Source organism: Caulobacter endophyticus, from assembly GCF_029543245.1.
GTDB lineage: Bacteria > Pseudomonadota > Alphaproteobacteria > Caulobacterales > Caulobacteraceae > Caulobacter > Caulobacter endophyticus_A.
Map to the genome: position 1 here is coordinate 73,745 of NZ_JARQWV010000008.1, position 25,757 is coordinate 99,501.

General features: G+C 69.4%; 26 protein-coding genes. 13 read left to right on the plus strand and 13 right to left on the minus strand.

What is annotated here, in order from left to right; all coding sequences use genetic code 11:
- Positions 1–204 precede the first annotated feature (204 nt).
- The 5 genes from P7A99_RS09555 to P7A99_RS09575 all read left to right on the plus strand — a co-directional run bounded on the left by P7A99_RS09555 (position 205) and on the right by P7A99_RS09575 (position 4,852).
- Complete coding sequence (locus tag P7A99_RS09555; RefSeq protein WP_277793653.1) at positions 205–495, plus strand: hypothetical protein; 291 nt, start codon at positions 205–207, stop codon at positions 493–495.
- Between the two features lie 65 nt (positions 496–560).
- Positions 561–782, plus strand: coding sequence for a hypothetical protein (locus P7A99_RS09560; protein WP_277793654.1), 222 nt, complete (start codon positions 561–563; stop codon positions 780–782).
- Between the two features lie 221 nt (positions 783–1,003).
- A complete protein-coding gene (locus tag P7A99_RS09565) occupies positions 1,004–3,301 on the plus strand; it encodes a hybrid sensor histidine kinase/response regulator (RefSeq protein WP_277793655.1) in 2,298 nt (765 codons plus the stop codon).
- Between the two features lie 171 nt (positions 3,302–3,472).
- On the plus strand, positions 3,473–4,081 hold the full coding sequence (locus P7A99_RS09570; RefSeq protein ID WP_277793656.1) for a TMEM175 family protein: 609 nt from the start codon (positions 3,473–3,475) through the stop codon (positions 4,079–4,081).
- A gap of 30 nt (positions 4,082–4,111) precedes the next feature.
- Complete coding sequence (locus tag P7A99_RS09575; RefSeq protein ID WP_277793657.1) at positions 4,112–4,852, plus strand: 3-oxoacyl-ACP reductase family protein; 741 nt, start codon at positions 4,112–4,114, stop codon at positions 4,850–4,852.
- Between the two features lie 66 nt (positions 4,853–4,918).
- Here the strand turns inward: P7A99_RS09575 and P7A99_RS09580 are convergent, their stop codons facing one another.
- Both P7A99_RS09580 and P7A99_RS09585 read right to left on the minus strand, forming a co-directional pair.
- Positions 4,919–5,338 carry a hypothetical protein gene (locus tag P7A99_RS09580; RefSeq protein ID WP_277793658.1) on the minus strand — a complete coding sequence of 140 codons (420 nt, stop codon included), beginning with the start codon at positions 5,336–5,338 and terminating at the stop codon, positions 4,919–4,921.
- 148 nt (positions 5,339–5,486) lie between these two features.
- Positions 5,487–5,954, minus strand: a complete 468-nt coding sequence (locus P7A99_RS09585) for a carboxymuconolactone decarboxylase family protein (RefSeq protein ID WP_277793659.1) — start codon at positions 5,952–5,954, stop codon at positions 5,487–5,489.
- Between the two features lie 386 nt (positions 5,955–6,340).
- Between P7A99_RS09585 and P7A99_RS09590 the strand changes: the two genes are divergently transcribed.
- Together P7A99_RS09590 and P7A99_RS09595 are read left to right on the plus strand one after the other, a co-directional pair.
- The gene (locus P7A99_RS09590) at positions 6,341–7,108 is read left to right on the plus strand and encodes an SDR family oxidoreductase (protein ID WP_277793660.1); all 768 of its coding nucleotides are present in this window, start codon (positions 6,341–6,343) and stop codon (positions 7,106–7,108) included.
- Positions 7,109–7,192: 84 nt separating this feature from the next.
- Positions 7,193–8,716 (plus strand): FAD-dependent oxidoreductase, encoded by a 1,524-nt coding sequence (locus tag P7A99_RS09595; RefSeq protein WP_277793661.1) that lies wholly within the window; start codon positions 7,193–7,195, stop codon positions 8,714–8,716.
- Positions 8,717–8,775: 59 nt separating this feature from the next.
- Here P7A99_RS09595 and P7A99_RS09600 read toward each other — a convergent pair whose 3' ends face one another.
- The 7 genes from P7A99_RS09600 to P7A99_RS09630 all read right to left on the minus strand — a co-directional run bounded on the left by P7A99_RS09600 (position 8,776) and on the right by P7A99_RS09630 (position 13,532).
- Positions 8,776–9,534 (minus strand): SDR family oxidoreductase, encoded by a 759-nt coding sequence (locus tag P7A99_RS09600; protein ID WP_277793662.1) that lies wholly within the window; start codon positions 9,532–9,534, stop codon positions 8,776–8,778.
- Positions 9,535–9,539: 5 nt separating this feature from the next.
- The gene (locus P7A99_RS09605) at positions 9,540–10,325 is read right to left on the minus strand and encodes an SDR family oxidoreductase (RefSeq protein WP_277793663.1); all 786 of its coding nucleotides are present in this window, start codon (positions 10,323–10,325) and stop codon (positions 9,540–9,542) included.
- Positions 10,326–10,446: 121 nt separating this feature from the next.
- Positions 10,447–11,037, minus strand: coding sequence for a glutathione S-transferase N-terminal domain-containing protein (locus P7A99_RS09610; protein WP_277793664.1), 591 nt, complete (start codon positions 11,035–11,037; stop codon positions 10,447–10,449).
- A 132-nt stretch (positions 11,038–11,169) separates the two neighbouring features.
- Positions 11,170–11,541 carry a response regulator transcription factor gene (locus P7A99_RS09615; protein WP_277793665.1) on the minus strand — a complete coding sequence of 124 codons (372 nt, stop codon included), beginning with the start codon at positions 11,539–11,541 and terminating at the stop codon, positions 11,170–11,172.
- Between the two features lie 83 nt (positions 11,542–11,624).
- Positions 11,625–12,380 (minus strand): response regulator transcription factor, encoded by a 756-nt coding sequence (locus tag P7A99_RS09620; protein WP_277793666.1) that lies wholly within the window; start codon positions 12,378–12,380, stop codon positions 11,625–11,627.
- Positions 12,373–12,990: an RrF2 family transcriptional regulator gene (locus tag P7A99_RS09625; RefSeq protein WP_277793667.1), complete on the minus strand. Its 618-nt coding sequence runs from the start codon at positions 12,988–12,990 to the stop codon at positions 12,373–12,375. The genes P7A99_RS09620 and P7A99_RS09625 overlap by 8 nt, the downstream gene beginning before the upstream one ends.
- A 134-nt stretch (positions 12,991–13,124) precedes the next feature.
- Positions 13,125–13,532, minus strand: coding sequence for a DUF427 domain-containing protein (locus tag P7A99_RS09630; protein ID WP_277793668.1), 408 nt, complete (start codon positions 13,530–13,532; stop codon positions 13,125–13,127).
- A 440-nt stretch (positions 13,533–13,972) separates the two neighbouring features.
- Here P7A99_RS09630 and P7A99_RS09635 point away from each other — a divergent pair, with 440 nt between their 5' ends.
- Entirely contained in the window at positions 13,973–14,986 is a 1,014-nt protein-coding gene (locus P7A99_RS09635; protein WP_277793669.1) for an alpha/beta hydrolase, read from the plus strand.
- A 261-nt stretch (positions 14,987–15,247) separates the two neighbouring features.
- Positions 15,248–17,230 (plus strand): ATP-binding protein, encoded by a 1,983-nt coding sequence (locus tag P7A99_RS09640; protein ID WP_277793670.1) that lies wholly within the window; start codon positions 15,248–15,250, stop codon positions 17,228–17,230.
- Here P7A99_RS09640 and P7A99_RS09645 read toward each other — a convergent pair.
- Both P7A99_RS09645 and P7A99_RS09650 read right to left on the minus strand, forming a co-directional pair.
- The gene (locus P7A99_RS09645) at positions 17,227–17,754 is read right to left on the minus strand and encodes a helix-turn-helix domain-containing protein (protein WP_277793671.1); all 528 of its coding nucleotides are present in this window, start codon (positions 17,752–17,754) and stop codon (positions 17,227–17,229) included. The genes P7A99_RS09640 and P7A99_RS09645 overlap by 4 nt on opposite strands.
- Before the next feature lie 178 nt (positions 17,755–17,932).
- On the minus strand, positions 17,933–18,835 hold the full coding sequence (locus P7A99_RS09650) for a LysR family transcriptional regulator (protein ID WP_277793672.1): 903 nt from the start codon (positions 18,833–18,835) through the stop codon (positions 17,933–17,935).
- A gap of 108 nt (positions 18,836–18,943) precedes the next feature.
- Between P7A99_RS09650 and P7A99_RS09655 the strand changes: the two genes are divergently transcribed.
- The 4 genes from P7A99_RS09655 (at position 18,944) to P7A99_RS09670 (ending at position 22,031) form a co-directional block, all read left to right on the plus strand.
- Positions 18,944–19,693: an SDR family NAD(P)-dependent oxidoreductase gene (locus P7A99_RS09655; RefSeq protein WP_277793673.1), complete on the plus strand. Its 750-nt coding sequence runs from the start codon at positions 18,944–18,946 to the stop codon at positions 19,691–19,693.
- Between the two features lie 29 nt (positions 19,694–19,722).
- A complete protein-coding gene (locus tag P7A99_RS09660) occupies positions 19,723–20,187 on the plus strand; it encodes a hypothetical protein (RefSeq protein ID WP_277793674.1) in 465 nt (154 codons plus the stop codon).
- A 96-nt stretch (positions 20,188–20,283) separates the two neighbouring features.
- Positions 20,284–21,072: an alpha/beta fold hydrolase gene (locus P7A99_RS09665; protein WP_277793675.1), complete on the plus strand. Its 789-nt coding sequence runs from the start codon at positions 20,284–20,286 to the stop codon at positions 21,070–21,072.
- 68 nt (positions 21,073–21,140) lie between these two features.
- Entirely contained in the window at positions 21,141–22,031 is an 891-nt protein-coding gene (locus tag P7A99_RS09670) for a hypothetical protein (RefSeq protein WP_277793676.1), read from the plus strand.
- Here the strand turns inward: P7A99_RS09670 and P7A99_RS09675 are convergent.
- Both P7A99_RS09675 and P7A99_RS09680 read right to left on the minus strand, forming a co-directional pair.
- Positions 22,028–22,663, minus strand: a complete 636-nt coding sequence (locus tag P7A99_RS09675) for a response regulator (protein WP_277793677.1) — start codon at positions 22,661–22,663, stop codon at positions 22,028–22,030. The two genes, P7A99_RS09670 and P7A99_RS09675, sit on opposite strands and share 4 nt — an antisense overlap.
- Positions 22,656–25,691, minus strand: coding sequence for a sensor histidine kinase (locus P7A99_RS09680; RefSeq protein ID WP_277793678.1), 3,036 nt, complete (start codon positions 25,689–25,691; stop codon positions 22,656–22,658). Before P7A99_RS09680 ends, P7A99_RS09675 begins: the two co-directional genes overlap by 8 nt.
- Between the last annotated feature and the right edge of the window lie 66 nt (positions 25,692–25,757).

Below are 25,757 nucleotides of genomic sequence, written 5' to 3' on the forward strand. Positions count from 1 at the left end.
GTCGGTGCGCCGCTCGCCGGTTCCCATGGCCGCGCTAGTTGAGAGATGATCTCATGGCTTGGTCGGCGGGGTCGAGTTATTTGCGCTAAATCAGTAGCTTAAGGGGAGGTCTTGGTCGGGTTTACGACACAGGAACGCTCCTGGCGTCGACTGCATTGGGGATGGGCCGGGGCATCCGGCGATCAAGCACTCAGGGAGACGGCCATGGGCGAGAACGCCAATAACGACCGCATGCAGCAGCAGCCCAACGACGCCCAGCGCCAGCAAGCGGGCCAGCAGAACCAACAGGGCGAGACGCGCCAGCCGCAGCAGCAACAGAACGATCCGCAGCAGGCCCAGCCGGACCAGCAGAACCAGCAGGCCGACCGCGAGCGTCGTCCGGGCGAGCGGCAGGAAGGGCTCGACATCGAAGGCGAGGGTGACGGCCTGGCAGGCGGCGTCGACACCGGCGCAATCCAGCCGGGGCGCACCGGTCAGGGCGACGTCGAGCGCTGAGCGCACATCAAGGCCGGCCTTCGGGTCGGCCTTTCTCTTGGTTCATTCATGGCTGGAGAGTTGTCGTGAGCAGTCGGCTCGAGATTTCGCGCTTCGAAGGCGGCTGGGCCGTGAAGCTGTGGGACACCGGCGAGGTCCTGTTCTTCACCTCGGGCCGGCAGGCCCGGCGCGAGGCCGACCGGCTGGCGGCCCAAGCCCGCGGCGAGGTGCGGATAGAGGTCCATGATCTTGGCCGGGAACTGAGGTCGGAGTGGGCGAGCGCATCGGCCCTGGCGTCCGGCCGTTAGTCCCATTTCGTAGCTCCGGCTCCGCGGAGCCTTTCCGACGTAGCTGCGTTGTTGCCCGGCGGGGAAAGCAACAAGCGATGTCGATAAAGCCAGTCAGCGCCCGAGAAAGAATATTTCCAGGCGACAGCGAAATGGCGCGCCTGATGCGCGCAAAGGACTGGTCGGGGCATCCCCTCGGTGAACCGGAAACCTGGCCGACGGGGCTGACGACGCCCTTGGCCATGATGCTCACCTCCCGGTTCGAGATGTGGCTGGGCTGGGGCGACGATCTCTGCTTCTTCTACAACGACGCCTACATTCCCACCCTCGGGGCCAAGCATCCATGGGCGCTGGGCGAGCCGTTCCGCGAGGTCTGGAAGGAAGTCTACGCCGACGTCGAGGACCAGGTCCGCTCGGTGATGGTCGAGGGCGTGGCCACTTGGAACAAGGCCTTGCAACTGCTGCTGGAGCGCAATGGCTATCCCGAGGAGACCTACCACACCTTCTCCTACAGTCCGCTTCGGGATGGCGAGGCCATTCGCGGCCTGATGTGCATCGTCACGGAAGAGACCGAACGCGTGATCAGCGAGCGCCGCCTCGACACCGTCCGGCGCCTGGGCGAATGCCTGATCGGGACGATGAGCCAGGAGGCCGTTCTGCAGGGTGTCTGCGACGCCCTGGCCGCCAACACCGAGGACTTTCCGTTCGCCCTGGCCTATGTCCACGATGCGCTGGGCGGCCTGGTCGGCTGTTCGGCCACCGATGAGGGCCGCGGCCTGCTGCGCATGACCTGGCCGCTGGCCGGGGGGAGCGACGGCAGCCAGGACTTCCCCCTGGACGAAGAGGTCGACTATCCCACCGGCGGCTGGGCTATTCCGCCGAGGCGAGCGCTGATCCTGCCCATTCCAGCCGCCCACGGCGGTGCGTCCGCCACCCTGGTTCTCGGCCTCAACCCCCATCGAAAGGGCGACGACGGCCTGAACGACCTGGCCAACCTGGTCGCGGACCGCTCAGCGGGCGCCTTCGCCCAGGCCCACAGCGTCGAGACCGAACGGCGGCGGTCGGACCGGATCTGGACCAACTCGCGCGACCTGATGGTCGTCGTCGACGGGGAGGGGGTCTTCCAGTCCGTCAGCCCGGCCTGGACCCGCATCCTGGGTCATCCCGTCGAGGCCGTGGTCGGCCGGCGCGTCGAGACGTTCGTGCTCAAGGAGGACCTTGAGGTGACCCGCCTGGCCCTGTCGGGCGTGCTCACCGGCGAGCAGGTCACGGGGTTCGAGAACCGCTACGAGACGGCCGACGGCGGCCACCGTTGGATATCCTGGAACACCGCCTTCGAGGATGGCCTCGTCTATGGCTACGGACGTGACGTCACTGAGGAAAAGCTCCAGGCGCTTCAGCTCAAGCAGGCCGAGGACGCCTTGCGCCAGGCCCAGAAGATGGAGGCCATCGGCCAGCTTACGGGCGGGGTGGCGCACGACTTCAACAACCTGCTGACCGTCATCCGCTCGTCGGCCGATCTCTTGCGGACGCGCGAGCTCGGGCCGGAGCGTCGTCGCCGCTACGTCGATGCGATCTCCGACACCGCCGACCGGGCGGCCAAGCTGACCAGCCAGCTCCTGTCCTTTTCGCGGCGGCAGGCGCTGAAGCCCGAGTGCTTCAACGTCGTCTCCAAGGTCGAGGCGCTGGGCGACATCCTGCGTTCGGTGCTGGGCGCCCGTGTCCACCTGGACATCGACGTGGCCTGCCATGACTGCGCGGTCGAAGCCGACGCCAACCAGTTCGAGACGGCGCTTATCAACCTGGCGGTCAATGCCCGCGACGCCATGGACGGCGAAGGCGCCCTGACGATCCGCATCGACGCGGCCACGGTCATACCGGCCATCCGGGGACATGCGCAGGGCTCGGGGGATTTCGTGACGGTCGCCGTGATCGACCAGGGCGCGGGCATCGCCGCCGCCGACCTGGCCAAGATCTTCGAACCCTTCTTCACGACCAAGGAGATCGGTCGCGGGACGGGGCTGGGCCTCAGCCAGGTCTACGGCTTCGCCAAGCAGTCGGGCGGCGACGTGGCCGTGGCGAGCGCGCCTGGCGAGGGGGCGGCGTTCACCCTCTATCTGCCGCGCACGCACGCCAGCGCCCTGGCGCCGGAGCCGCCTATGGCGTTCTCGCGCATGCGCCACCACGGCCGGATCCTGGTGGTCGAGGACAACGCCGCGATCGGCGAGTTCGCCACCCAGCTCCTGCGCGACCTGGGCTATCAGACCGAGCTGGCCACCAATGCGGCCGACGCGCTGGCCCGGCTGGACCGCGACGGTCCTTTCGACCTGCTGTTCAGCGACGTGGTCATGCCCGGCGTCGGCGGCGTGGAACTGGCGCGGACAGTGAGGAAGCGCTGGCCGGACCTGCCGGTCGTCCTGACCAGCGGATACAGCCACGTCCTGGCGACCGACGCGCGCCACGGGTTTCCGCTGCTTCACAAGCCCTACTCGGTCGAGGACCTGTCCCACATTCTTCGCCAGACCAGCGCGGTCGCCTGAGCCGCGCCGGCTCGGGCGCCTGGGCCTTCGTCCAAGCGCCCAGCGACCAAAGTCTAGGCCGAGGCCTACGCTTGTGCGGATGGGCCGGGCGAGGGGCGTCGAGCTATTGCCTGGGGCGTCGTCCAGTGCTCGTCCCGAGCGTCCGGACGCGCATTTCCGCGAGGCCCCGGCATGGCGACACAGATTTCCAAAACCCGCCTGGAAGCGTTCAGCGACGGCGTGATCGCGATCATCATCACCATCATGGTGCTGGAGCTGCAGCCGCCGAAGGGGGGCGACCTGGCCGCGCTGGCGCCGCTGCTGCCGACCTTTCTCGGCTACGCGCTGAGCTTCACCTATGTCGGCATCTACTGGAACAACCACCATCACCTGCTGCGCGCCGCCGGCGGCATCAGCGGCTCGGTGATGTGGGCCAACCTGCACCTGCTGTTCTGGCTGTCGATGATCCCCTTCGCCACGGCCTGGATGGAACAGAGCCACTTTGGCCGCGCGCCGGTGATGATCTACGGCGTGCTGCTTCTGGTCACCGGCGCGGCCTTCCGCGTCCTGGGCTCGCGCCTGGCGCGCCACGAGGGCCGCGGGTCACCCCTGGCCGCCGCCCTGGGCGGCGACTGGAAGACCAATCTTTCGATCGCCGGATACGCCGCCGGGGTGCTGGTCGCCCTCGTCTCGCCCGCGGCGTCGCTGGTCTTCTACGTGGCCGTCGCCGCGCTGTGGCTGCTGCCTGATCGACGCGTCGTCCACCTGGCCGACGGTCGCCACCACGCCGCCGAGAACTGAGCGGCGGCGCTTCCAGAAACGAGGATCGAGATGGATTTCGAAGGCGAACACCAGGGCAAGGTCGCCCTGGTGCTGGGCGGCTCGCGCGGTATAGGCGCGGCCATCGTCGAGCGACTGGCCATGGACGGAGCCAAGGTGGCCTTCACCTACTTCGCCTCGCCGGATCAGGCGCAGGCCCTTGCCGCGCGGCTGAGCGGCCAGAGCTGCGAGGTCGTCGCCATCCAGGCCGACAGCGGCGACGCCGCCCAGGTCGAGGCGGCGATCGACGAGACGCTGGCGCGCTATGGGCGGCTGGACATCCTGGTGGCCAGCACCGGCGTGCTGCACCGCGGCGCGATCGAGCAGATCTCGCTCGAGGAATTCGACCGGGTTATGGCGGTCAATGTCCGCGGCGCCTTCGCGGCCGTGCGCCATGCCGCGCCGCGCATGAGCGACGGCGGGCGGATCGTCACCATCGGCAGCAACATCGTCGCCCGTGTCGGCTTCACGGGCGCGACGCTCTACACCATGGCCAAGGCGGCGATCGCGGCCCTGGTCAAGGGCGCGGCGCTGGACCTCGCCGCGCGGGGGATCACGGTCAACAACATCCAGCCCGGACCGACCACCACCGACATGACCTCGGCCCACGTCGAGATGATCCTGCCGCTGATCCCGCTGGGCCGCATGGGGCGGCCCGCCGAAGTGGCGGGTCTGGTCTCGTACCTGGCGCGCGACGAGGCTGGTTTCATCACCGGCGCCAGCCTGACGATCGACGGCGGCGTCTCGGTCTAGCGACGACGAAAAGAACCGGCTGGGGCGATCGTCCCAGCCGGTTCGCAACCATTTCTAACTGTCGGGTCAGCGCCCCAGGATCAGGGCTGCCCTGTGGTTGCTGCGGGCGGCCCACAGGGTCACGACCCAGCCCAGGATCGCCGGCAGGGTGACCGCCGGGAAGTCGCGCGGGATCACCGAGACCGAGCAGATCCCCACCGCCACTTCCCAGAAGTGGAACAGGGCGTGACCCGACAGCCAGATGGTCGGGGCGGCCCACAGGAACAGGCGCAGTTCCGGCCGCTTCGCGCCGCACAGGAAGCTGGCGCCGATCAGCATGAAGATCAGGCCGATGTCGCGGATGAAGTGCTGGTTGTAGGGCCCGGTCGTGGTCACGCCCGGGACGGCGAAGTACCAGTTCTCGGGCGATATCAGCATGAACAGGCCGTTGGCGACGGCGAGCGCGCCCAGGACCACGGCCAGGCCGACGATGATGGATTTCGTCATGGGGGATCCTCCAAGGGAAAACAGAAAGCCACGCCCCGGCCCGCTGGGGGAGCCGGGGCGTGACGGAAGGCAGCCCGACGTCGCGGGGTAGCAGGGACTGGCCGCCTTCCGGCGTCGAACAAGCGGGGGAGAGAGTTCGACGCGTCCCTTAGGCCGCCGAGGCGGCCGGCTGCACGGCGTGGCCGGTGCGCGCGGCCACCTGGAGGCGGTTCCACGAGTTGATCTGGCCGATCAGCAGCGACAGGGCGGCGATCTCGGCGTCGCTGAACTGAGCCTTGACCAGGGCGTAGTCGGCGTCCGGGGCGCGGGTCGTGGCGATGAAGGTCAGGGACTCGGTCCAGGCCAGGGCGGCGCGCTCACGGTCGGTGTAGAGCGGGGACTCGCGCCAGGCGTCGAGCATCTGGATGCGTAGGTCGGTCTCGCCGTGCTGGCGGGCGTCCTGCACGTGCATGTAGATGCAGAAGGCGCAGCCGTTGATCTGCGAGGCGCGCAGGCGGACGAGCTCGGCGAGGCTGTGCTCGAGGCTGGTCGCGTTGATGGCGGCCTCGACGGCCAGCATGGCCTTGGTCACTTCGGGAACAAGCTGGAACGGGGCGAAGCGGGGCGGGGTGGTCATCGTCGTTTCCTCTGTGACGGTGAAGACGACGCCGTTGTGCCGGGCGGGCCGGGATGTGAGCCATCATCCGGGAAGGGCGCGGCCCTAGCGCCTTGGTCTAGGGCGCTTCGCCGCCGGCCGGCGCGCCCGAAACACGGCAAGCTGTCTCCGGGACAGGGGGCGATCGCCTGGCGGCCGGGCCGTGTACGCCTTTGGTCGAGGTCCGACTGGTCCAGCGTATCGATCAGGGGCGCGAGGCTGCGACCTTCGCCCTGCCGGACCAGTCCTTGGTCCATGCGCCCGGCGCGGCCGTACGCCGTCGCCGCCCTGGTCGCATACTCTCGTACCGATAGCGCGCGCGGGCGCTTCTCCTAGGCTGCGGCGGCTGTCTTTGGAGGAGAAGCAAGATGAAGATCGTCGTCATCGGCGGGACGGGCCTGATCGGCTCGAACGTCGTCGCCAAACTGACCCGCCTGGGCCACCAGGCCGTCGCGGCCGCGCCCAACACCGGCGTCAACACCGTCACGGGCGAAGGCCTGGCCGAAGCGCTGGACGGCGCCGAGATCGTCATCGACGTGGCCAATTCGCCGGTCTTCGAGACCGGTCCGGCCCTGGAGTTCTTCCTGGCCTCGGGCGGCAATCTGCTGGCCGCGGCGGCCAAGGCGGGGGTCAAGCACCATGTCGCCCTGTCGGTGGTGGGCACCGAGCGCCTGCAGGACAGCGGCTACTTCCGCGCCAAGATCGTGCAGGAAGCCCTGATCCGCGCCTCGCCGATCCCGTTCACCGTCCTGCGCTCGACCCAGTTCTTCCCGTTCGTGGCCGGCATCGTCCAGGCCGGAACCGTGGGCGACGAGGTTCACGTCTCGCCCGCGCCGGTGCAGCCGATCTCGGCCTTCGACGTCGCCGAGGTGCTGACCGACGTGGCCCTGGCCGAGCCGGTGAACGGCCTGCTGGAAGTGGCCGGTCCGGAGGCCTTCGGGCTCGACAAGTTCGTGGCCCGCTACCTCCAGGCCAAGGGCGACGCCCGCAAGATCGTCAGCGATCCCAAGGCGCTCTACTTCGGTGTCGAGCTGGACGAGCGCTCGCTGGTTCCGGGCGCCAATCCGATCCTGGGTTCGGCCACCTTCGAGGACTGGCTGAAGACCAGCGTCCCGGCGCCTGCGCCGGCCGCCTGATCCATTCGCCCCGCCATGACGGCGCCGGACGCAGCCCTTCGCGTCCGGCGCCGTTTTACGTTCAGCCGCCTGCAGGAGGCCGCCATGAGCCAGTCCGACACAGATGTTTCCCGTCCCGACCTTTCCCTTGGCGTGACGGTCGAGGAAATTCCCGAGCACGGCGTGATGGCCGGCCGGGTCGGCGACCAGCCGGTGATCCTGGCCCGGGTCGACGGCGAGATCGTCGCCCTCGACGGCGCCTGCACCCACTACAGCGGTCCGCTGCACGAAGGGCTACGGGTGGGCGGGACCATCAACTGCCCGCTGCATCACGCCTGCTTCGACCTGCGCACGGGCGCGGCCCTGAAGGCGCCGGCCCTGGCGCCGCTCGATCGCTGGAAGGTGGAGATCGAGGACGAGCGGATCTTCGTCCGCGAGAAGCTGCCCAAGTCCGCGCCGAGCCTGGCGCCGGGGCGCGACGCGTCGGGCGATCCGGAGGCGATCGTCATCGTCGGCGGCGGCGCGGCGGGCTTCGCGGCCGCCCAGCGGCTTCGCGACCTGGGCTTCGCCGGCGACCTGACGCTGGTCAGCGCCGACCGCGACGCGCCCTATGATCGGCCCAACGTCTCCAAGGACTACCTGTCGGGCGACGCCGATCCGTCCTGGATGCCGCTGAAGAGCGAGGGCTTCTACCGCAAACGCGCCATCGCATTGCGGCTGGATACCCGCGTGGAGGCGATCGACACGGCCGAGCGGCGGGTGACGCTGCAGGGCGGCGAGACCCTCGGCTACGACCGGCTGCTGCTGGCCACCGGCGCCGAGCCCAACCGTCCGCCGGGACCGGACTTCGCCCGCGACAACGTCCACGTGCTGCGCAGCCTGGCCGACGCCGATCGCCTGATCGCCGCCCTCGGCTCGGCCCGCAGGGCGGTGGTGGTCGGCTCCAGCTTCATCGGCCTGGAGGCCGCCGCCGCGCTGCGGATCCGTGGGCTCGAGGTGAACGTCGTCGGTCCCGACGCCACGCCGCTGGAGGCCAAGCTGGGTCCCGAACTGGGCGCCATGATCAAGGCCGTGCACGACGAGCGCGGGGTCGTCTTCCATCTCGGCCGCAAGGTGCAGGGCTTTGACGGCGCGCGCCTGACCCTCGACGACGGTTCCACGATCGAGACCGACCTGGTGGTGCTGGGCATAGGTGTGCGGCCGCGCCTGGAGCTGGCGCAGGCGGCCGGCCTGATCGTCGATCGCGGCGTGGTGGTCGACGAGGCCCTGCGCACCAGCGATCCGCATGTCTTCGCCGCCGGCGATATCGCCCGCTATCCCGGGTTCGGCGATGAGCTCGTCAGGGTCGAGCACTGGGTGGCGGCCGAGCGTCAGGGGCAGACCGCGGCGGCGGCCATGCTGGGCCTGCCACCGGAGCACGAGCCGCCTTACTTCTGGAGCGCGCACTACGATCTGACCATCCGCTATGTCGGCCATGCCGAGCGCTGGGACAGGATCGAGGTGATCGGCTCGACCGCCGACCATGACGCCGAGGTTCGCTATATCGATGGAGAGCGCCTGGTCGCCGTGGCGACGGTGAACCGCGACATGGCCGCATTGCAGGCCGCACAGGTTCTCGCCGGCGACTGATCTACGGGGCGAAAAGGACTCGCGCGCCCAGGGGATCCAGGCGCGCGAGCCGTCCGATCTCAGGCCGCGGCGGTGGAGGCGCGGCGCAGCCAGAGATCGAACTCGGTATGGCCGAAGCGCGGCGTGCCGCCCGACAGCAGGGTTTCGTCGCTGAGCGGCGTTCCGAAATAGAGCGCCTGCGGATCGGCGATCACGGCGCGGCCGTCGCGGCGCGAGGCCATGTAGCGCTGCACCAGATCGTCCAGCCGGTACGGATCGGGGCCGGCCACCTCGATGGTTCCATTGGCCGGCGAGCGCTCGACCAGGTCGGCCAGGGCGCCGGCGACGTCGTCGGCGGCGATGAACTGCACGCGCGCCGGGTTGAGACGCACCGTCTCGCCGTCGAGGCCGTCATCGATGATGGCGCCCAGGAACTCGAAGAACTGCGTGGAGCGCAGGATCGAGAACGGCACGGCGGCGGCCTGGACCAGCTTTTCCTGGGCCAGCTTGGCGCGGAAGTAGCCGCTGCCTTGCAGCCGCTCGCAGCCGACGATCGACAGCGCCAGATGGTGGCGGACGCCCTCGGCCGAGGCGGCCGACAGCAGGTTGCGGCTGGAGGCCTCGAAGAAGGCCATGGCCGTCGCCTCGTCGAACGCCGGGGCGTTCAGCACGTCCACGACGACCTCGGCCCCGACCATGATCTCGTCCAGCCCCTGGCCGGTGACGACGTCGACGCCCGAGGCGCGCGAGGCGATCCTGACCTCGTGGTTGCGGCGGCGCAAGGCGTCCACCAGCCGGGAGCCGACCACGCCGGTTCCCCCTGCGACTACGACCTTCATGACGTTCACCCTTGCTTGCGGCGGTTGTTGTTGGCGGGGACAGGCGCTTGCAGGCTGGCGCGCAGCCAGTCGTGGAACCGGGTAGGGGCCAGGCGCGGAAAGCCGTCCGGCAGCAGCGAGGCCTCGTCGAGGCGGGCGCCGAAATAGGGAACGTCGTCGTCGACGGTGACGCGGCGGGGGTCCTCGTAGGCGGTCAGCACCTCGCTCGCCAGTTCGTGCAGGCGGAAGCGCTCGGGGCCGGCGACCTCGACCGTGCCGTTCAGCGGATCGCTCAGGGCGATGTCGGCCAGGGTCTCGGCCACGTCCTCGGCTGCGATCGGCTGCACGCGGGCGGACGAGAGCGCAACCTCGCGGGCTGAGCCGTCCTGGACGACGCCGCTGATGAACTCGAAGAACTGGGTAGAGCGCAGGATGCTGAAGGGCAGGCCCGAATCCTTGAGCAGGTCTTCCTGGCGCTTCTTGGCTCGGAAGTAGCCGCTGGCCTGCAGGCGGTCGGTCCCGACGATCGACAGGGCGACGTGATGGCGGACGCCCGCGGCCTTGCCGGCGGCCAGGATGTTGCGGCCGGCCGTCTCGAAGAAGGCCATGGCCGCATCGCCGTCCAGCGACGGCGACTGGGTGACGTCGACCACGACGCTCGCGCCGTCGAAGGCCGCCTCCAGGCCCTGGCCGGTCACCGCATTCACGCCGAAGGAGGGCGAGGCCTCCAGGACGCGATAGTCATCCTGGCGCAGGTTGTAGACGAGCTTTTCCCCGATCCGTCCGCTGCCGCCAACCACCACGATCTTCATCTTCGAGCCTCCGCTTGCGGCCCGAAGGCCTGGACGGAAAAGCTAGAAGGCGGGGCGGGATGGGGTCGATTGGGGGAAAGGGCGGGGGCGACCTATACGGCCGTACAGGTCGCCCCCGATCTCAGACCTCGAGGCCTTCGCTGGCCAGGGCGGCGGCGACGGCCGGACGGGCCTTCATGCGCTCGAAATAGGCCGCCAGCGTCGCGGGCAGGACCACGCCATTGGGCCTGGCCCAGGTCATGATCACGAACAGGTAGGGGTCTGCCACGGTGAGCTCGGGGCCGAGCAGGTAGGTCTCGCTAAGGCTGGCGGCCAGATATTCCAGGCGCAGGCTCGCCAGGGCCCGGGCCTTCTCCTTGGCTTCCTCGGTGACGTCGGGGACGAAGAAGGTGTGGAAGCTCTTGTGCACCTCGGTCGAGATGTAGGCCAGGGCTTCCAGCAGGCGGAACCAGCCCAGTGGTCCTTCGGGGCGCAGCTTCGGCGACTGCTCGGCGATCCACGACAGGATGGCGATGTTCTCGGTGATCATCTCGCCGCTGTCGAGCACCAGGGCCGGCACATAGCCCTTGGGGTTGATGGCCGCGTAGTCGGCGCCGGTTTCGGTCGTGCGGGTGTGCAGGTCCACGCGCTCGAACTCGCAGGGGATGCCGGCCTCGGCCAGGGCGATGCGGTCGGCGAGGCTGCATGCCCCGATGGCGTAGTAGAGTTTCATGGAACGGGTCTTCCGTGCGGGAGTGTCTGAGAGGGCACGCTAGGACACGGGCCGGTCCCGGGCGATTGGGGCGGGAGGCGGGGACGACCTGTTCCAAGGTATGGCGCGGCGGGGTCTTCGGCGGCCGTCGCGTCAGCAGCGGCCCAGGGCGGCGGCAAGGTGGCGCAGCAGCACCTGGTCCCTGATCGGCTTGATCAGATAGGCCACAGCGCCCGAGGCCAGGCAGCGCGAGCGGGTGAGCGCATCGGGATTGGCCGAGATGATGATGACCGGCAGGCCGGGATCGATGCACCGCATCTGCTGTTGCAGCGCCAGCCCGCTCTTGCCCGGCAGGTTGAGGTCGGTGACGAGGCAGATGAAGCGGCCCGGCATGTAGTCCGACAGGAAGCCGTCGGCGTCGGCGAAGGTCATGCAATCGTAGCCCGAGACCTCGAGGAGCTCGGCCAGCGCCTGACGCAGCGCCTCGTCGTCGTCGATGATCGCGAAAACAGGCGCGGTGGACAAACTGTGGCCCTTACTCGGCGAACGGCGATAGCGTCTCTTATCCATCGTCCCGATCCGGGGTCGGTCCTACCTATCCAAAAGGCTTATCCCGGAAGTTCATCCCGCAGGTGCTCGGGCAGGGACTGCCAGGCGCGGACCAGATGGGTGACGAAGGGCGCGCGCATCTTCTTCATCACGCTGCTGCGATGAAGCTTCACGGTCACTTCGGTGATGCCGAGGTCGTAGGCGATCTGCTTGTTGAGCGCGCCCTGGACCACGGCGCCCATGACCTGCCGCTCGCGCGGGGTGAGGGTCAGGAACAGCCCGGCGTTCTCGCGGGCGGTCCGGGCGTCGCCGCGCTTGGCGAGATCGGCGGCTATGGCCTTGTTGACCGCGTCGAGCAGGGTCTGGTCGCGGGCCGGCTTGGTCAGGAACTCGACGGCGCCGGCCTTCATGGCCTGCACGGTCATCGGGATGTCGCCGTGGCCGGTGAGGAAGATGATCGAGGTGAGGATGCCGTTGGCGGCCAGGTGGCTCTGGAAGTCGAGCCCGCTGAGGCCCGGCATGCGCACGTCCAGGATCATGCAGCCTGGGCGGTGCAGGACGTCGGCGTCGAGCAGTTCGCGGGTTGAGGCGAAGCAGATCGACTCTATGCCCACCGACTCCAGCAGTTCGCAGATCGACAGCCGTACGGCGTCGTCGTCGTCGACCACGATCACCAGCGGGACGAGGTCGCCTGTCCGGACCTCGGCGCTTGCCAGGCTGCGCGGTTCGCCCGCCGCCATGATGCGCGAAGCCGGCGACCAGGCGTTGGCGATGCGTGCGCCGCGGTCCGGCGCGTATGAGACGAGCTCAGTCATCGGAAGACCTCCTGCGCGTTCCGGCCCTGATGGCCGAGATCCGTGATTGCTCTCTGCTTGCAGTCCGCGCGCCCAGCCAGCAGTCCACCTCGGGGGCGAAGTCCGGCGGGGCGGGAATGTTGTCGACGACATCGCGCAGGCTGGTGCGGGCCAGTTCGTCGCGCATGCTCTTCTCGGCGCGCAACATGATGGCGTGGATGCCGCAGACGCGGCGGATGGCCCAGCGCGGGACCGCCTCCTCGAACAGCGCGCAGTTGCGGCGCACCTCGCGGCAGGTGATCAGCGACTTACGGCCCTCGATCGCGTCGGCGACGTCGAGCATCGAGATGGTCTCGGCTGGGCGCGCCAGGCGATAGCCGCCGTTGATGCCGTTGCTGGAGGCGACGATCCCGGCCTTCTCCAGCCTGGGCATGATCTTGGCGATCATGGCGGGAGACACGCCCTGCAGTTCGGCCAGGTCGCGGCTGCTGACCGGGGCGTCGCGGTCCACCAGCCAGGTCAGGCAATGCATGCCGTACTCGACGGCGGCGCCATAGAGCGCGCCGCCGTCACGGGACGGTGAGGGCGTCTTTCTAGCTGGCTTTTCAGCGTGCGGCTGGAGACTGTTCATCGTAACGCGACCTTGGTTGGTCCGCGTTATCACGCTGCTCCTCCGGTGCGTGCAACGGCTAACCCGTACACGCACCCTTCAGAGGGGAGGGCGCTCCCCCCGCCCGGGCGGGCCTCGTACCCGGACTGGGCTTCCTAGTCGTCGTATCCGGCTTCGAGGGCCGCTTCGGTATCGGCGGCCGAGCGGCCGTCGACCTGGAATTCGACGTGTGCGGCCAGGAAGGCGATGCGGCCCGACAGCGAGTCGAAGGCCGCCTTGGGCGCCTCGTAGCTCCAGGCCACGTTGTCGACGATGTGCTGGTCGCGATAGATCGTGAAGTAGCGCGCCTCGCCCTTGTGCGGGTTGTGGGTGACCTTGTCGGTCTGGCGCAGGAAGATCATGAACACGTCTCGGCGCGGGAAGTAGTAGACCGGCGGCCGCCCTGTTTCGCGGACCGTGACGACGTCGTCGCTGTCGGCGATGTCGTGGCCTTCGAAGAGGGCGCGTACGCGCCGCTTCTCCCGCGTCACCGTGTAGATCTGGTCTGTTTCCCCCGTGGTCATGGCGGTCGCCTTTCCTCGTTCTGGGTGGAAGGGTCGAGCCGGACAGGTGGGGTGCTCGCCTACCGCTTCGTTGGTCGCAGGATGAAATCGGAAAAAATCCTGCGTTCACCATCCCTGTCGCGTCCGATTGACACGGCTCACGCTCATTGGGGCGGGGATCTGGCGGCGGTTGTAGCTATCCGCTGGACGCGCCGGTCCGCGCCCTGCGGACGACGACCGGCGCGAGAGGCTCGGAGAAGGACCAGTGCGACCGATGCCAAGGGATAGGTGCGGCGGCTTCCGGGCGAGGTCCGCCGGCCCGGGGGCGAGGCGCGAGGAGCCTTTGGAGAACAGGCTTTCAGACTGCAAAGCCGAGCGCCGAGCGCCAAGCCGGACGATCAGGGCCGGACTAGTCGATCTGGAACGCGAAACGCCTTCGCGGACCATCCAGAGGCAAAGCCATGTCCAAGACCACCACCGTCGCCGCCGCGGCGCTCGCCGCGACCGCGCTGTCGGGCGCCGCCGCCGCCCAGCCGATCCTCGATCCCGCCGCCCAGGCCTTCGTGGACTCCCTGGCGGGAGGCAAACCGATCTACACCATGACCCCGACCGAGGCGCGCGGCGCGCTGTCGGGCGCCCAGGCGATCCCGGTCGCCAAGCTTCCCGCCCGCATCGAGGACAAGGTGTTTCCGGTCGGTCCGACCGGGTCCGTCCGTGTTCGGATCGTCCGCCCCGAGGGCGTCAAGGGCAAGCTGCCCGTGGTCCTGCACATCCACGGCGGCGGCTGGGTGCTGGGCGGGGTCGACACCCATGACCGCCTGACCCGCGAGATCGCCGTCGGCGCCAAGGCCGCGGTGCTGTTCGTCGATTACGACCGCTCGCCCGAGGCGCGCTATCCCGTGGCCGTCGAGCAGGCCTACGCCGCCCTGCAGTACTTCATCGAGCACGCCGACCAGTTCGAGGTGGACGCCTCGCGCCTGGCCATCGTCGGCGACAGCGTCGGCGGCAACATGTCGGCCGCGCTCACCCTGATGTCCAAGGCCCGCAAGGGCCCGAAGTTCGACCTGCAGGTGCTGCTCTATCCGGTGACCGACGCCAATTTCGAGACGGGCTCCTACACCACCTTCGCCGAAGGGCCGTGGCTGACCCGCAAGGCCATGCAGTGGTTCTGGGACGCCTACGCCCCGGACGCGGCCAGCCGCAAGCAGCCGACCGTCGCGCCGCTCCAGGCCTCGGTCGAGGAACTGAAGGGCCTTCCCGAGGCGGTCGTGATCGTCGACGAGAACGACGTGCTGCGCGACGAAGGCGAGGCTTACGCCCGCAAGCTCTTGCAGGCCGGGGTGCGGGTGACCTCCACGCGCTACAACGGCACGATCCATGACTTCATGATGCTGAACGCCGTCGCCGAAACCCCGGCGACCCGGGCCGCCGTTCTGCAGGCCAACACGGCGCTCTACAAGGCGCTGCACAAGTAGGGACGGACGGCGCGGCGGACGGCCTGGAACCGTCCGCCGCGTGGATCCGCACCGCCTCGAGTCGGCTGCGCTCGCGATCGCCGGCAAGGAACGACGCGGATTGGGGGCGCATGGCGCCCCCGTCCGTGTGAGGGCGGCGGACGACGGGAGCGCTACCCTGGCCTCCATGATGAGGTCTCCCGCACGCCCTGCCGTCCAATCCCGCGGGCCGTTCCCGCCGGTCACGCGCCAGGGCGAGCGCGTCTCCGAAGGAGGGCGGCGATGAGCACGGTCTTCCGCAGCCTGGCCCGCAGCGAGCGGGGCGATCTCGTCGACCTCGCGTCCGAGGCGGTGGTGGTCTGCGATCCGTCGGGCGTGGTGCGATACTGGAACCCTGCGGCCGAGGCTCTTTACGGCTGGCCGGCCATGGCGATGGTGGGGCTGGGACTTTCGGACCTGGCGGCCGATCCGCTGATGCACGACGAGGAATGGGCGCTGCTGCTGCTGGAAGGCGCCTGGGAAGGGGCGGTCCGGCGGCGAGGGGCGATCGGGCCGGCGGTGGTGGCCAGCGGCCGCCGCACGGTGCGTCGCAATCCGGACGGGTCTCCCCGCGACGTCGTCGAATACAGCCAGCCCCTGGCCGTGCAGGCCGAAGAGACGCCGTTCGAGGCCCGCGCCGGCCACCAGCGGGCCTCGGCCGCCTGCTGGGAGCTGGATGTTTCCACCGCCGCGACGACCGAAACGGGCGCCGTCCTGCTCGAGGCGTGCCGGATCATCGACGCCAACACCCGGGCCGTTCGCCTGTTCGGCGCGGCGATCGGCCGAGAGCACATGGCCGGGCGCGCCCTGGTCGACTTCTGGCCGGCCGAGAGCCGCGAGAGCCTCGCCGAGCTGCTGGGCGCGGCCTTGCGGCAGCCTTCGGTGTCGCCCCTGGCTCGCGCCCTCGGCCCGCATGGCCTGCTGGCCGGCGCCACGGCCACCGCCTGGCGTTCGGCCGAGTCCGCGCGGTCGGACGTGCTGTTCCTGATGGTCAACGCCGCCGTCTGCGATGAGCGCACCGCCTGGGAACTGCAGGCCAGCGAGGACCGCTATCGCAAGCTGATCCACTTCTCGCCGACGCCGCTCTGGCATGTCGACGCCCGGCGCTCGGGCGACGAACTGCATCGCCTGCGCGCCGAGGGGATCACCGACATCATGGCCTATCTCGACGCCAATCCGGCGCTGGTGGAGCTGGCCAAGGACATCGTCGTCGTCACCGACGTCAACCAGGCCGCGGTGTCGCTGTTCGGGGCGCGCAACCCGGCCGAGCTGCTGCAATCGGTCCGCTACCTGTTCTCGGCCACGCCGGACATGGCCAAGCGGGTGATGAAGGCCCACTTCGAGGGGGCGCGGAACTATGTCGAGCAGGCCAAGATGGCCACCTTCGACGGCCGCATGCTCGACGTGGTGTTCAGCGTCACCTATCCGACGCCGCCCGAGTACATGGACACCACCTTCATCACCATCGAGGACATCACCGAGCGACTGCGAACCGAGGCCGAGCTGCGGCGCCTGCAATCGAACTTCGCCCACGCCGCGCGTGTATCGACCTTGGGGGAACTGGCGACCTCGATCGCCCACGAGGTCAATCAGCCGCTGTCGGCCATCCTGACCAACGCCGAGACCAGCCTGCGCTGGCTGGGCCAGCCGCGTCCCAATCTCGGCAAGGTCCGCACCCTGACCGAGCGCATCGCCGTCAGCGCCAGCCGGGCCAGCGAGATCATCCAGCGCATACGCGCCATGGCGATTAAGCGCGAGCCGCAGCCGGGGCAGCTGGACCTGTCGAAGATCATCGACGAGGCCCTGACCATCGTCCGGCACGACGTGGAGACCAAGGCGATCGCCTTGATCCTGATGGTCGAGCCGGGCTTGCCGGTCGTGGACGGCGACCGGGTCCAGCTGCAGCAGGTGCTGGTCAACCTGCTTGTCAACAGCATCCAGGCCATCGAGAACAGCGGCGGCAACCTGCGGGAAATCCGCCTGGGCGCTGTCAGGGCGGGGCGCGGGGTGGTGATCTGGGTTCACGACAGCGGGCCCGGGATCGCCGAGCAGCACCTGGCCAGCATCTTCGACGGCTTCTTCACCACCAAGGAAACCGGCATGGGCATGGGGCTGGCCATCTGCCAGTCGATCATCGCCGAGCATGGCGGAGAGATCTCGGCGGCCAACCACGACGAGGGCGGGGCGATCTTCCGGATCACCCTGCCGTTCGGGCGCGGCGCCTAGGCGTCCTGGCTCGCGGCCTGCCGCAACTGCCTGTGGGCCCTGCGCCAGGCGTTGGGCGGCGCGCCGTACTCGCGGTGGAACAGGCGCGTCAGGTGGGGCTGGTCGGTCAGGCCGCAGGCCAGGGCGACCTGGCTGATCGGCGCTTCGGTGTTGACCAGCAGCATGCGCGCCCGCTCCAGGCGCAAGGTCATCACATAGCGTGAGAAGCACTGCCGGAAGCTCTTCTTGAAGGCCCGTGAGAAGTGGCTGCGGCTCACCCGCACCATCGCGGCCAGGTCGTCCAGGCGCAGCTGGGTCTCCAGGTTCTGGGTGATGTGGGTTTCCAGCCGCTTGCTCTGCCAGGGCGCGAAGCCGCCGCTGTGGACCAGCGGCGTGGGCGCCCCGCCCACCAACTGGATGGCCCGCGCGAGCTTGGCGCGGATCTCCGACTGCTCCGGGGTCAGCTCGTCGAGCGCGGCGACCAGCAGGCCGGCGACCAGGCGATAAGAACCGCCGCTGGTGGTGAAGTTGGCCGCTGGCTCCATGGTGCGATTTCCGTCTCTGCATCCGTCTCGCCGAACCCGTGATCCCGTTGGTGGGCAAGCGGGCCGGCAGCGTTGAACGGAAGGGTACGGATGGCGAGGACGACGATCGATCCGGGCGTTGGGCAGGGCCGACCTATACCGGTGGGTAGGGTCGGACGGTAAGCGGCGTGTCCCAGGCTCAGGAAGGGTTGCGCGCCATGGCCGCCAGCTGTTCGGCGACGAAGTCGGAGAACAGTCGCGCGCGCAGGGGCTGGAAGCGGCCGAAGGCGTGCAGCATCCGCAGCGGCACCACGGGCAGGGGCGCTTGGGGCATGACGACCTCCAGCCGGCCCGCGCGGATGTCCTCGTCGACAGTCCAGCGCAGCAGCTGGGCGATACCGACGCCATTCACCGCCGCCGCCCTCAGGGCGAAGCCGGAATCGCAGTCCAGCACGCCTTCCGGCGACAGCGTCGCGCCGTCTGCGAAGCGGATGGGGAAGGGGCGTCCGCCCAGGCGGTAACCGACGTGGCGGGCGGCCGCCAGTTCGGCCAGGGTCTGGGGGCGTCCGTGGCGATCGAGATGTTCGGGCGAGGCCACCAGGGCCAGCGGCGCGGCGCCTAGCGAACGCACGACGAGGTCGCTCTCCTCCACCTGGCCGGCGCGCAGGGCCAGGTCGTAGCCCTCGCGGATCAGGTCGACATGGCGGTCGCTCATGTCGAGTTCGAGCTTCACGCCCGGATGCCTGGGCATGAACACCCGGGTCAGCGGATCCAGCAGCAGGCGGCCAAGGTCGGTGGGCATCGACACCCGCAGGCGTCCGGTCGCGGCGGCGGCGGTCTGCACGACGTCCTGCGCCTCGCCGAGGGCGCGCAGCAGCGGCATGACCCGCTCGAAATAGGCCGCGCCCTCGGGGGTGAGGGTCAGGGTGCGGGTCGAGCGCGCGAACAGTTGCACGCCCAGCCGGGCCTCCAGCCGCGCGACGCTCTTGGACACTGACGAAGGCGTGGCCCCGGCCTTGCGGGCGGCTGCGCTGAACGAGCCGGTCTCCACCGCATCGATGAAGGCCGACAGCCCGGCGGCGTTTTCGAGAGGATTGTTCATTTTGTCCATAATGGCACAAAAGATGTTCTGTTCTGCGTTCTTATAAGAATTTCGCTCACGTCTATCTAGGTGTCCGAACGCGAACAGACGCGATCGGAGCAAAGCGAAATGGACACTCTCAAGGACAAGGTCGCCGTGATCACCGGCGGCGCCAGCGGCATCGGCCTGGCTTCGGCCAAGCTGTTCGCCGAGCAGGGCGCGAACGTGATCGTCACGGGCCGAAGGCCCGACGCAGTGAAGGCGGCCGTCGCTGAAATCGGCCCGCGCGCCTTCGGCGTCGTCGGCGACGTCGCTGACCCTGCCCACCACGAAGCGGTGGCCGATGTGGTGCGCGAGCGCTTCGGCGGCCTCGACGTCTACATGGCCAATGCCGGGATCAACACGATCACGCCGTCGCCGCTGGTCTCGGAGGCCGAATACGACGCCCAGTTCGCGGTCAACACCCGCGGCGTCTTCTTCGGCGTGCAGAAGGTCGAGCCGCTGCTGCGCGACGGCGGGGCGATCATCCTCACTGGCTCCATCGCCGCGGGCAAGGCGCTGGACGGGCATGCCGCCTACGCCGGTTCCAAGGCGGCCCTGGGCGCCTTCGCGCGGGTCTGGGCCGTCGAGCTGCGCGAGCGCCGTATCCGCGTGAACCTGCTCAGCCCGGGCCCGACCGACACCGCCATTCTCGAAAAGCTGGGCGTGCCTGCCGAGCAGCGACCGGCCTTCGAGGCCGGCATGGCCGCCCGCATTCCGCTCGGCCGCATGGCCCGTCCCGACGAGACGGCCAAGGCCGCGCTGTTCCTGGCCTCCGACGCCAGCAGCTTCATCACCGGCATCGACCTGAAGGTCGACGGCGGCATGACCCTGCTGTGAGCAGGCCCTCTCAATCAGGAAAGAACATCATGACCAAGCAAATCTACGACCCCGCCATCATCGACTTCGTGCTGCGTGTGATCCGCCTGGGCAGCGCCTACGACATGGAGGGCATGGAGGCGCTCTATACCGCCGATCAGTCGCTGCTGTTCCTCGACGACGAAGGAAAGGTGGTGCGAAGCAGCCGCGCCGACATGCTCGCCGAGTTCCGGGGGCGGCGCGACGACGGCGAGGCCTCGCTGTCGACCGAGCACCGCTTCCTGCACGTGGAGCAGCAGGGCGATCACGCCACGGTTCTGCTCTATCGCCGCATGAGCCCGGTGACGCGCCCGGCGCTCTATGAGCTTCGGCTGCGCAAGGAGGCGGACGGCTGGATGGTGGCCGGCGAGACCGTTCTGCCCTGGCCCGACCTGGCTCATGCCGGGGATTTCCTGCCGCCCCGCGCGCTGGCCCGGGCGCCGCAGGCCGCGCAGGCGGGCGATCCTAGACCTTAGCACAAGGAGAGCAGGCCCATCCGCGAGATAGGCCTGCTCCCGACCGCCGGCCCATCCTGTTGCGCGAGGGCCCTTCCGCCCATCACGGAGATATCGATGCGCAAGTCCATCCGAGCCCTGTCGCTCGCCGCCGCCATGGCGCTGTCCGGCGCGGCCTCCGCCCACGCGGCCGACGCCGCCGGGGCCAAGCCCACCATCGTGCTGGTTCATGGGGCCTTCGCCGACGCCTCGGGCTGGAATGGCGTGGTCGGCAAGCTGTCCCGCGACGGCTACACCGTGATCGCGGCGGCCAACCCTCTGCGGGGGCTGAGCTCGGATGCGGCGTCGGTGTCGGCGCTGGTCGACTCCATCCCGGGTCCTGTCGTGCTGGTCGGCCATTCCTACGGCGGCGAGGTCATCACCGAGGCGGCCGTCGGCAAGGCGCACGTCTCGGCGCTGGTCTATGTCGCGGCCTTCCTGCCGGACGTGGGGGAGTCGGCTCTCACCCTGTCGGCCAAGTTCCCCGGCGCCACGCTGGGAGAGACCCTGACCTCGGTTCGCCTGCCGGACGGGGGCGAGGACTTCTACATCCAGCCGGCCAAGTTCCACGGCCAGTTCGCCGCCGACGTGCCGCCGGCGACCGCGGCGCTGATGGCCGCGACCCAGCGCCCGGTGACCAAGGCCGCCCTGGCCGAACCGGCCACCGCCGCGACCTGGAAGCAGCTCCCGTCCTACGTCGTCTATGGCACGGCCGACCGCAACATCCCGGCACAGACTGAGCGGTTCATGGCCGAACGCGCCAAGGCGCGAAAGACCGTCGCCATCGAGGGCGGGTCGCACGCCCTGATGGTCTCGCACCCCGACAAGGTCGCCGCCCTGATCGAGGAAGCCGCTTCGGCGCGATGAGGTCGAGCCCGTCCGTCGCCGAGCTTTGGGGGCGGACGGGGTCTTTTAGGATGACGCCGGAGATTTCGATGAGCAGCCCAGGTCCGATCCGGATTCTCTTGCAGACGACGATCCCGACCAACGACGACGACTGGTCCATCGCAAGGTTCAGCGCCCTGCGCGAACTGCTGGCTGGCGCTGTCGATGACGAGGGGCGGGCGCTTTATGCCGTCGAGGCCCGTGACCGACAGGCTGCGGCAGCGCCCGATCCCGTGCTCTCGCGGATTCAGTACGGCGATTTCGACCAGCTTTGGCTGTTCGCCGTCGATGTCGGCGACGGGCTCACCGAGGAGGATTGCGTCGCCGTCTCGCGCTTCCGCGAGACCGGCGGCGGCCTGATGATCGCCCGTGACCACATGGATCTCGGCTCGTCCGTCTGCACCCTGGGCGGGGTGGGCGCGGCGCATTGCTTTCACAGCCGCAACCTCGAGCCCGACGCCGCGCGCCATGTGCGCGATGACGAGGAAACCCAAGCCATCTCCTGGCCGAACTATCGCTCGGGCGCGAACGGCGATTACCAGGAGATCGTGGCGATCGGGCCGGTGCATCCCATTCTGCGCGATCCGACCTCGCCGACGGGCGTGCTGCGCTACCTGCCGGCCCATCCGCACGAGGGCGCCGTCATCGCGCCGGAAGGCGCCGACGCCCGGGTTATCGCCGCGGGCGCGAGCCGGACGACAGGCCGGGCCTTCAATCTCGCCGTCGCCTTCGAGCGCGGTCGCGCGGCGGGAGCCGCCGTCGCCCAGAGCACCTTCCATCACTTCGCCGACTACAACTGGGACCTGGCGGCGGGCTGTCCGAGCTTCGTGTCGGAGACGCCCGGCGACGGCATGGCCCGCGAACCCCGCGCCCTGGCCGATACTCACCGCTACGTGCTGAACCTGGCGGCTTGGCTCGGAAGGCGAGGGCTGACCGACTAGAGCTCTATGATGCCCCGGCGGGCGGCGACCGTCACCGCATGGGTGCGGTCGGAGACGTTGAGCTTGGTGAAGATGGTTTTCAGGTAGCCCTTCACCGTTTCCTCCGAGATTCCCAGTTCCCGCGCGATCTGCTTGTTGGCCTTGCCGATGGCGACCAGTTGCAGGACGGCGACCTCGCGCTCGCTGAGGCCATCGTCGAGCACGTGCATGGCGATCTCGTCGGCGATGCTGCGGTGCAGGTAGCGCCGGCCCTGCTTGACGGCGTGAATGGCGTCCAGCATCTCGGTGCGCAGGCTGCTCTTGAGCAGATAGCCCAATGCGCCGGCCCGCAGGGCGCGCACCGCCTGCACGTCGCCGTCATAGGTGGTCAGCACCACGATGCGTGCATCCGGGTGCTCGTCGCGTATGGCCTTTATCGCCTCCACCCCGCCCATGCCCGGCATCTGCAGGTCCATCAGCGTCACGTCCGGCTGCAGGTCGCGGAACTGGACGATGGCCTCCACCCCGTCCCGGGCCTCGCCGACGACCACCATGTCGGCCCTGTCCTCCAGGATCGCGGCGACGCCTTCGCGCAGGATGGGGTGGTCGTCGACCACGAGGATGCGGATGGGACGCGAACTCGACTCAGCCAACCTGGCTTCTCCTGAAACGACGAAGGATATCGGACAGCCATGTCCACGATTGGGCCTGGGCGACGTAGGCCAGGCGAGCCGGCAGGCGCAGGCTGATCTCCGCGCCGCCGGACGGCCGATTGTCGATCGACAGCACGCCGCCGATCCGCTGGGTTCGCTCGCGCATGCCCATCAGGCCGAAGTGCCCCGACTTGTGGCCCCGGGCGATGACGTCGGGGGGAAGGCCCACGCCGTCGTCGCGGATCCGGACGCTGAGTTGGTGGCCGGCGAAGTCGATCGCGATCTCTACCGACCTGGCGCGGGCATGGCGGGCGATGTTGAACAGCGCCTCGCCCGCGATCCGGCCGATCTCGCCGGCGACCAGCGGATGCACCGGGCGGGGAGCGCCCTCGGTCGACACCTTCACCAGCACCGAAGGGTCGAAGCAGGCGACGCCCGCCCGCTCTTCCAGGATCGCCGCCAGGTCGCCGGCATGCTCGGCCGTGCGCAGGTCGCGGACCCGGTTGCGGCCGTCGATGATCACGTCGTCGGCCCGCTTCAGCGCGGATTCCATCAGGTCGCGCGACGGTTCGTCCGGCGGCATCTTGTTGGCGATCGACTGGAAGCGCAGCACCAGCCCCTGCACGCTCTGGAGCAGGGTGTCGTGCAGTTCGCGCGCGATCCGCTCGCGCTCGCTCAAGCGCGCCTCGTGTCCCACATGGATGCGTTGCGCCACCTGGGCCACACGCAGGCGATAGAGCAGCCACAGCAGCGCCGCGCCCAGGAGCAGGCAGGCGGCGAGGAACCAGCGCGACTGGAGGAAGGTCGGGGGGATCTCGAAGGTGATCGCCGCGCCCGTGCGGTTCCAGACGCCCTCGCTGCTGGCCGCGATGACGTGGAAGCGGTACTTGCCGGGCTTGAGGTTGGTGTAGAACGCCTGTCGGCGCGCACCGGGATCCACCCACTCCTCGTCCAGGCCCTCCAGCCTGTAGCGGACGCTGGCCTGCCGGGGATCGGCGAAGCTGAGCACTGCATAGTCGATCTCGATGCTCGAGGCGCCCGCCTTGAGGCTCAGGGCGGTCGGGTCGCGATGGAGGCGTCCGCCGGATGTCACCGATTTGATCGCCACGCCCGGAGGCAGGCCGTCGCGGGCGATGCGCCGGGGGTCCATCCACAGGACGCCAGTCTCCGTCGCCACCCAGAGCCGCCCATCGCCGCCTTGGACGAGCGAGCGCTGGCTGTGCGAGTGCGGGCGGCTGGTCAGGCCGTCGCCAAAGCCCAGCGACAGGCTCGCGGGCGCGAGGACGTGCGTGGCGAAGGCTCGTTCCAGATCGGAGGCCGAGAGCCGGACGAGGGCCCGGGGATAGGCCAGCCAGGTGTCGCCTTCCGGCGTCTGTACGAGGCCGCTGATCCGCCCGCGCAGGGGGCCGCGATCGGGAACGACCGTCTGCGTCCGATCCTCGCCGAAGCGGGCCAGGCCGAACGCGCCGGCGGCGATGATGTCACCGCGCGAGGCGGGAAGCAGCGTCACGGCCGTGGCGTCGCGTCCGAGGTCCAGCGCCTGGAAGCGGGGTTGCGGCTGATCCAGCCACGCCAGCCGGCGTAGGTCCCACTGCACGACGAGCCGTCCCTGGCTGTCCCGGACCATGGTCGTCGGACGAAAGCCGTCGCCCAGCGTCGGGGGAAACATCACCCGCCATTGTCCTTGGCGGTAGCGCAGCAGGCCCCCGGCCGCGGCGGAGATCCAGAAGTCGCCCTGGGCGTCGAAGGCGCAATCGTAGATGATGCTGTCGGTATCGGGACGAACCAGGGTTCTCGTCGGCCGGCCGGACTTCCAGACGACGATGCGATCGGCGAAGGCGATCCAGATGGCGCCGTCGGGCGCCTCGCACAGGCTCTGCGGCTCGCGGATCCCGCCGAGAACGCGCTTGGGGACGCCGCCCGGGGCGGCCCGGTAGAGCGCGTCGGCCTGGCCGATGAAGACCGCGCCGTCCGAGGCGGCCAGCAGCTTGTCGCCGAAGGCCGCCGGATTGGTGAGCGCGGGCTCCGACCTCAGCGTCGCCGGGCGCAGCTTGTCCAGGCCCTTTTCCGAGCCGACCCAGATGTTGCCTTCCCGATCCTCGAAGACCTGGCTGGTCAGGTCCGAGGACAGACCGTCGCGCCCACGAAGCGACTCGATGAGGCGCGGACCGCCGTGCGAAGCGGCTGCCGCTCTCTGCAGGCCGCGATAGCGGGTGGCGAGCCACAGGTTGCCCGCGCGATCGAAGAAGGGAGCGCCGCGGATCTGGGCGTCGTCGGTGGGGTAGGGGGTCTGGACCGGCGGTGGTCCATGTCCGCCCGGGCCGGTGATGGGATAGCTGCCACGTCGTTCGGAGAGCCAGATCCGGCCTTGCGGGTCCTGGGACAGCATGCCGTTGGCGCGCGGGGTGCGGCGCACGATCTCGAACCGTTCGGCGCCGGGCGCCAGGCGTGCGACGGAGTTGCTGAGCGAAACCCAGACGCCGCCGTCGGCCGCCACCAGCAGGCTCAAAGCGTCGTCGCGCGGCAGGCCGTCGTCGGCGTCGAACGACCGCCAGCGTCCATCGCGCAGCCGCAGCAGTTCGGCGTCGAACACGGCGGTCAGCGCCCAGATCGCACCGTCCTTTCCTTCGGCCATCGCCACGACCCGGTCGGGAGCGATGGGCGTGGGCAGGACCTTCAGCGCGCCGTCGCGATAGACTGCGAAGCGGCGCGATCGGGTGAAGCTGGTCCAGATGGTCCCGTCGCGGGTCGCAAGCACCGCGCTGGGCTGGTCGTGCCGTTCGTCGCCGCTCTCGGCGTCGATCCGCTCGAAGACGACGCCGTCGAAGCGAAACAGGCCCGTGCCCGTCGCCAGCCAGAGAAAGCCGTCGCGGCCCTGGGCCATCGCCACGATCGGCGCGGGCGCCTCGCCTTCCTCGGTCCATCTCTGATGAGTGTAGTGGATGATGCGGCGTGTCGGTTCGGCCGCGACCGAGGCCGTCGTCTGCAGCAGCATCGCCGCGAAAAGGACGGCCTTGATCAATCGCACAGGTGAGTTCCGCCGCTTTCCAGACTCCGAGTCTGGAGCTGACCGCATTTGCCGCCCGAAAAGATG